1 protein-coding gene is annotated in these 243 nt (G+C 55.6%); it reads left to right on the forward strand.

All coding sequences use genetic code 11. From position 1 onward, the window contains the following. A partial coding sequence (locus AC1RPU_RS08475) for a hypothetical protein (protein WP_481769728.1) occupies nucleotides 1–200 on the forward strand: 200 nt, incomplete at its 5' end. Between the last annotated feature and the right edge of the window lie 43 nt (nucleotides 201–243).

Genomic DNA, 243 nt, shown 5'->3' on the forward strand with positions numbered 1-243 from the left:
GCGGCGGAAAGTATGAGATCGCAGGTTTCGCAGACCCTCTGGACCTCACCCCAATCAATGTGGATGATCGCGAAACGCGTATTGCGCTGGGTGCCGTGGTAGTTCACAAGCTGATGGGCACCGGCCAAGTGATCGCCCAGTTCCCCGACTTCAAGGTCAACGTCCAGTTCCTGAGTGGTGAGAACGCAGACCTTCACTAGGACTCGCTCGTAGTAAAGAACAAGCAAGTCGTCAAGTTCTCCG

Source organism: Dellaglioa sp. CoH-55-MRSF-7, assembly GCF_056782235.1.